5 protein-coding genes and 2 pseudogenes are annotated in these 7,039 nt (G+C 37.2%); 6 read left to right on the forward strand and 1 reads right to left on the reverse strand.

What is annotated here, in order from left to right; all coding sequences use genetic code 11:
• Positions 1 to 102 precede the first annotated feature (102 nt).
• From aas to A9G35_RS02260, 6 genes and pseudogenes are all read left to right on the forward strand, one after another.
• The gene (aas, locus tag A9G35_RS02240; RefSeq protein ID WP_065635486.1) at positions 103 to 2,244 is read left to right on the forward strand and encodes a bifunctional acyl-ACP--phospholipid O-acyltransferase/long-chain-fatty-acid--ACP ligase; all 2,142 of its coding nucleotides are present in this window, start codon (positions 103 to 105) and stop codon (positions 2,242 to 2,244) included.
• 19 nt (positions 2,245 to 2,263) lie between these two features.
• Positions 2,264 to 3,451 (forward strand): lysophospholipid transporter LplT, encoded by a 1,188-nt coding sequence (lplT, locus tag A9G35_RS02245; protein WP_065635487.1) that lies wholly within the window; start codon positions 2,264 to 2,266, stop codon positions 3,449 to 3,451.
• Positions 3,438 to 4,340 carry an N-acetylmuramic acid 6-phosphate etherase gene (gene murQ / locus A9G35_RS02250; protein WP_065635488.1) on the forward strand — a complete coding sequence of 301 codons (903 nt, stop codon included), beginning with the start codon at positions 3,438 to 3,440 and terminating at the stop codon, positions 4,338 to 4,340. The genes lplT and murQ overlap by 14 nt, the downstream gene beginning before the upstream one ends.
• 131 nt (positions 4,341 to 4,471) lie before the next feature.
• Positions 4,472 to 4,847: pseudogene (locus A9G35_RS14050) on the forward strand (PTS sugar transporter subunit IIA); the annotation flags it as partial.
• Positions 4,848 to 4,903: 56 nt separating this feature from the next.
• Positions 4,904 to 5,446 (forward strand): annotated as a pseudogene (locus A9G35_RS14055) (PTS system mannose/fructose/N-acetylgalactosamine-transporter subunit IIB); the annotation flags it as partial.
• Between the two features lie 16 nt (positions 5,447 to 5,462).
• The gene (locus A9G35_RS02260; protein ID WP_065635490.1) at positions 5,463 to 6,263 is read left to right on the forward strand and encodes a PTS mannose/fructose/sorbose transporter subunit IIC; all 801 of its coding nucleotides are present in this window, start codon (positions 5,463 to 5,465) and stop codon (positions 6,261 to 6,263) included.
• A gap of 35 nt (positions 6,264 to 6,298) precedes the next feature.
• Here the strand turns inward: A9G35_RS02260 and A9G35_RS02265 are convergent.
• Positions 6,299 to 7,039: IS3 family transposase (locus A9G35_RS02265; protein ID WP_065635491.1), on the reverse strand; the 741-nt coding region annotated here is incomplete at its 5' end.

The following is a 7,039-nucleotide window of genomic DNA, read 5'->3' on the forward strand; positions in this document are numbered from 1 at the left end:
GTTTTAACAGACTTTATATAATAAAAATTACCTATCTTGTATATTTTCTATATTTTCACTATTATTACAGCGTGTAATTTTGCACGATACTTGAGAAATCAAATGTTATTTAAAATATTAAAATTTTTCTTAAAGATCCTATTCCATGTAAGAATTCATGGTAATTTTGAAAACTTAAAACAAGATAGACTTCTTATTACCCCTAATCATGTATCTTTCCTTGATGGTATTCTAATCGGCGTATTTTTACCCGTAAGACCTGTTTTTGCTATTTATTCGGGTTATATTAATCACTGGTTAGTCCGCTTAGCAAAGCGTTATGTTGATTTTGTGCCAATGGATCCTCTCAGTCCAATGGCCATTAAGCGATTAGTTCGAGAAATCGAAAAAGGGCGCCCTATAGTGATTTTTCCCGAAGGAAGAATTACTGTAACTGGTTCTTTAATGAAAATTTATGATGGCGCTGCTTTTGTCGCCGCACGTTCTCAAGCCACCATTGTACCTGTTTGGATAGAGGGAGCAGAATTTACCTTAACTAGCCGTTTAAAAGGATTATTTAAACGTCGTTTATTCCCTAAAATAACCATTCATGTGCTTGAGCCAACATCAATTGCGATGCCTGACGCCCCTAAGGCTAGTGAAAGGCGCTATATTGCAGGTGAAAAACTTCATCAAATTATGATGAATGCACGCATGGCAAGTCGTCCAAAATTAACGTTGTTTGAAGCATTATTAGAAGCGCAAGTTCGCTATGGCGTTAAATCAAGAATGGTGCAAGATCCAACAACTCATGAAGCTTCTTATCGTAACCTACTCAAACAAATTATTGGCGTTAGCTGCATTATTGCCAAAATAACCAAAGACAAAGAGCGAGTAGGCGTTTTGTTACCCAATGCAACCATTACTGTTGCAACTATTTTTGGTTTGTCAGTAAAAAATCGAATTCCAGCAATGCTTAACTATACTGCGGGAACAAAAGGCTTAAACTGTGCCATTACTGCTGCTGAAATCAAAACGATTATTACTTCACGCAAATTTATTAGAAAAGGTAAACTTGATTATCTACTTGAAGAAATTAAAGATGTTAAGTGGTGTTTTCTTGAAGATTTGCGTAACACCTTAACTTTAAAAGATAAACTTTATGTTGCAATGCATCAATATATTCCACGCTTAATTAAATACCAACAATCAAGCGATGACGAAGCGCTAGTACTGTTTACTTCTGGTTCAGAGGGGAATCCTAAAGGTGTTGTTCACAGCCATGGCAGCTTACTTGCTAATGTTGAACAAATTCGAACGGTTATAGATCCAACTCCTGCTGATCGGTTTATGTCGGCTCTACCATTATTCCACGCTTTTGGTATTACCGCAGGATTATTCCTACCACTATTTTCAGGTAGCCGCACATTTTTATATCCAAATCCATTACATTACCGCATGGTGCCTGAAATTATTTATGACCAAAACTGTACGGTTTTATTCGGTACGCCAACTTTCTTGGCAAACTATGCCCGTTATGCGCACCCCTATGATTTTATGCGTTTACGCTATGTTGTTGCAGGCGCTGAAAAGCTATCAGACACAGTACGGGAACAATGGAAAGATAAATATGGTATTCGTATTTTAGAAGGCTATGGCGTTACCGAATGTGCACCTGTTGTAGCGCTTAATGTTCCTATGGCATTTAAAGCGGGTACTGTAGGGCGATTACTACCAGGTATGACATCAAGATTAATTCATGTTCCAGGAATTAGTGATGGCGGTGAATTACAAGTCAAAGGACCTAATGTGATGAAAGGTTACTTACGTGTTGAAAACCCAGGCAAACTTGAAGAACCTGCCGCTATTGATGAACATGGCAAGTCCGAAAAAGGTTGGTATGATACCGGTGATATCGTTGCTATTGATAATGAAGGATTTGTAACAATCAAAGGGCGCCTAAAACGGTTTGCCAAAATTGCCGGTGAAATGGTTTCATTAGAAAGTGTAGAAGCCTTAGCAAAAAAAATCGACTCAGATGCAATGCACGGTGCAACGGCTAAAGCTGATGCAGCTAAAGGAGAAGCTATTGTCTTATTTACGACTTCTGAAAAATTAAATCGGGAACAACTTAATCTAGTCGCTCAAGAATTAGGTATCCCAACATTAGCTATTCCTCGTGATATTCGTGTGGTTAAAGCATTACCACTATTAGGTACAGGTAAAATCGACTTTATTACCTTACGAAAAATGGCTGACGAATAAATAAACGAAGAGATGTTATATGAAACCACATTCACTATTAAGCAAAGGCATGGTTGCGACCATGCTAGCGCAGTTTTTTTCAGCATTTGCCGATAACGCAATTTTTTTTGCTATTTTAGCTTTCATTAAGAATTTACATTATCCAACATGGAGCCAATCGGTATTACAAATTAGTTTTGTCGCACCGTTTATCATACTTTCACCTTTTGTGGGGCAATTTGCTGACAGCATGTCAAAAGGCAAAGCAATGATGATTTCAAATAGCATCAAATTATTAGGTGCAGGCTGTATTTGTTTAAATATAAGCCCTTTTGTTGGTTACTTTCTAGTTGGTATAGGTGCTGCGGCCTACTCTCCCGCTAAATATGGAATTTTAGGCGAACTAACTACAGGTGATAATTTAGTTAAAGCAAATGGGTTAATAGAAGCATCAACCATTGCCGCCATTTTACTTGGTTCGCTAGCTGGTGGTCATATTGCCGATCTTAATGTGAGCGCTTCCTTACTTGTGTGCGTGTTAGTTTACGGACTGGCTGTTATTGCTAACTTTTTTATTCCTAAATTACCTGCTGCACGGAAAAATATTTCATGGCAATTTATCAATATGGTAAACGATTTTACTAATACATTAGAAATCATATGCAACAATAAACGTGTTTTATTTACACTATTGGGTACCAGTTTATTTTGGGGCGCTGGTATTACTTTACGTTTTCTGTTAATTAGTTGGGTTCCTGCTATCTTAAATATTCATGACAACGCAACACCAACAAACCTTAATGCAATCGTTGCTATCGGTATTGTTATCGGTGCAGGCCTAGCAAGTACATTTATTACTATTAACAACACATTACGTTGTATTCCAGCAGGAATAATGATGGGAATAGCTGTAATCGCTTTTACATTACAAGGCCATATCATTTCATCTTATATACTACTTATTGTTATTGGTGCATTAGGCGGTTTCTTTTTAGTGCCATTAAATGCCTTTATTCAAAAAATAGGTAAAGAGTTAGTTGGTGCTGGCAGTGTGATTTCCGTGCAAAATTTAAGCGAATATACTGCAATGATGGTAATGTTAGGATTTTATACGTTAGCGGTTGCTTTAAATTTATCGGTTACTACTATCGGTGTTGGTTTTGGGAGCTTATTTGCTATAGTGATATTTTTGTTATGGTTAGGATTAAGAAAAAATGCAACAAATTAACCTATCGGGTATGTTAACCGAAAGTCGTAACCCAAATAGTGAAACAATAGATAACTGTTCAACATTAGAAATGCTACAAATCATCAATAATGAAGATAAAAAAGTCGCATTAGCTATTGAAAAAGAGTTACCCAATATCGCAAAAGCCGTTGATGCGATTAGTTTAGCGTTTTCAAATCAAGGTAGACTAATCTATATAGGTGCTGGCACTTCAGGACGACTAGGTATTTTAGATGCAAGTGAATGCCCACCAACTTATGGCACATCACCAGAACAAGTTATTGGCTTAATTGCTGGAGGCAAAACAGCCATTTTTAAAGCGGTTGAAAACGCCGAAGATAACCCAGAATTAGCAATTACTGACTTAAAAAACATTAATTTTAGCTCAAATGATGTTTTAGTCGGTATTGCCGCTAGTGGGCGCACACCTTATGTAATCGGTGCTATGCAATATGCTAAATCAATTGGAGCAACTGTCATCAGCTTATGCTGCAATCCTAAAGCCCCAATGATCAACATAGCAGATATAGCAATCACCCCTATTGTTGGTCCTGAGGTAGTTACTGGATCATCAAGAATGAAAGCAGGCACAGCACAAAAATTGGTACTAAATATGTTAACTACAGCTAGCATGATTAAAATAGGCAAAGTGTACAGCAATCTCATGGTTGATGTCCAAGCAACCAATACCAAACTTATTGAGCGACAAATATCAATCGTCATGCAAGCCACCGATTGCAATCGGAAAATAGCAATTCAAACATTAAACCAATGCCAAAAGCATTGTAAAACTGCCATTTTAATGATCCTTTCAGGCCTAAATGCAACACAAGCTAGGCAAGCTCTTAACAAAAATAATGGTTTTATTCGTCAAGCACTACAGCCCTAACCAATCATTTTTTGATAAAAACAAAAAAGTTTTTTTATCATAATGTGATGGTTGTATATTTTTTATGTTTTTTTGTGATGTAAAATAAACAAATATTGCCTACAATTTAATACAAATTAGGAGGTCGCTGTATGGTTGGAATTATCCTAGCAACTCATGGTGAGTTTGCGGAAGGTATTCTACAATCAGGATCGATGATATTTGGAGAGCAAGAAAATGTTAAAGCTGTTACCTTGCATCCAAGTGATAGTCCTGAAAGTTTAAAAGAGCGAATGCTTGAAGCAATAGCTACATTTGATAATCAAGATGAAATACTTTTTTTAGTTGATTTATGGGGAGGAACACCATTTAATCAGGCCAACAATTTATGTGAAGAACATAGTAACTGGGCTATTGTTGCCGGTTTAAATCTACCTATGTTAATTGAAGCCTATTCCTCTCGTTTTTCAATGGAAAGTGCAAAAGAAATTGCCGCTGCAATTATTGAACCCGGTAAAGAAGGCGTTCGTACAACAGTCGAAATTCTGACAAGCAATACTCAATCATGCAAGCAACCGCCAACTATTCCAGAAGGCACAGTACTTGGCGATGGTAAAATGAAAATCGTGTTAGCCCGTGTTGATTCGCGCCTATTACATGGGCAAGTGGCGACAGCATGGACAAAATCAACCAACCCTAACCGTATTATTGTTGTTTCGGATTCAGTTGCAAAAGATGAATTAAGAAAAAAACTCATCCAAGAAGCTGCCCCTCCTGGTGTAAAAGCCAATGTTGTTCCAATTAAAAAAATTATTGAAGTTTCACGCGATCCTCGTTTTGGTAATACAAAAGCACTACTTCTATTTGAAAATCCACAAGATGTGCTACGAACCATAGAGGGCGGTGTCGATATCAATGAACTTAATATTGGTTCAATGGCCCATTCTGTAGGAAAGGTTATGGTTAATAAAGTGCTGTCAATGGATGCTGATGATGTTAATACATTTGAAAAATTAAAAACCAGAAATATAAAATTTGATGTTCGCAAAGTTCCTAACGATTCTAATAGCAATATGGACGAATTACTAAAAAAAGCCAAAGAAGAATTAGCGCAGCAAAATAATTAATTTAAGGGGTTATATTATGACATTATCAATTATTGCTATCATTTTGGTGATATTTATCGCTTTTTTAGCAGGGATGGAAGGTATTTTAGATCAGTTCCAATTCCATCAACCTTTAGTTGCTTGTTCATTAATTGGACTTGTAACAGGTAATTTAGAAGCAGGTGTTGTATTGGGCGGTTCATTGCAAATGATTGCACTTGGTTGGGCTAATATTGGTGCAGCCGTTGCGCCCGATGCCGCACTAGCATCGGTTGCTTCGTCAATTATTTTAGTGCTAGGTGGACAAGGCGTTGCTGGTGTATCGACAGCTATTGCTGTTGCCATTCCACTTGCAGTAGCCGGTTTATTCTTAACCATTATCGTGCGAACTATTGCTGTTCCGTTAGTTCATATGATGGACGCTGCTGCTGAAAATGCCAATATTAGAAAAATTGAATTATTACAAATTTTCGGTATCTGCCTGCAAGGCTTACGTATAGCTATTCCTGCTGCAGCTTTACTCTTTATTCCTGCTGAAACGGTTAAAAGCGCTTTAGCTGCAATGCCTAAATGGTTAGAAATAGGAATGTCTATTGGGGGTGGTATGGTGGTTGCTGTGGGCTATGCAATGGTAATTAATATGATGGCAAACCGTGAAGTATGGCCATTTTTTATTATTGGTTTTGTGATTGCGGCCATATCGCAATTGACATTAATTGCAATTGGCGCTTTAGGTGTCGCATTAGCACTAATTTACCTCAGCCTTTCGGAACGTGGCAATTCATCAAATGGTGGCAGTAAAGGGGATCCACTTGATGATATTTTAAATGATTACTAGGGACTTGGAGAAAAAAATGGAATGGCAACACATTTTCAAACAAAAAAATTAAGGGGTAAGTGTTTTTTAAATTCAACGGGAGGCAAGTAGCCTAACGAAGAATGTAATCGTTTATGATTATACCAATAAGCATAAGCCGAAAAAGCGCGTTGTAACTCAGCCGTTGAGTTAAAACGTTGGCCTTTTACAAATTCCGTTTTAATTGTTTTAAATGTCGCTTCCGCTACCGCATTATCATAAGGACATCCTTTCTTGCTTAATGAATGCGTGATATTAAATGTCTTAAAACAATCCGCTAATAACCGATTATCAAACTCTTTACCGCGGTCTGAATGAAATAAATCTAATTTCGATAATGGCAGTTTAATTTGGCTTAATGCCGACATAACAAGCTCTGCTGTTTTATGTTGGCCAACATGGTAACCGACAATCTGCCTATCGGATAAGTTCACTAAAACACATAAATAGTTCCAACGTTGCTTAACTTGAATATAGGTTAAATCCGCAACAACAATTTGTTTTTTATCACCTACATCAAATTGTCGTTGCAGGTGATTTTCTGTGGCGGTTTCATTCACTTCTGTATTGTGAGATTGATAACGTTTAACGGTGTATTTTGATACCAGCAATAAGGCTTTCATCACCCGAGCAATGTAACGGCGTGACACCCAAATATTCTCTTTTTGTAAATCAAAACGAATTCGTCTTGTACCATAAGACTGATAGCTCTGATTAAATAGCGTCACGATTTTATCGGCATAAAGCCCTACTGATTT

Source organism: Gilliamella sp. Choc5-1 (assembly GCF_001690595.1).
Lineage (GTDB): Bacteria > Pseudomonadota > Gammaproteobacteria > Enterobacterales > Orbaceae > Gilliamella > Gilliamella apicola_M.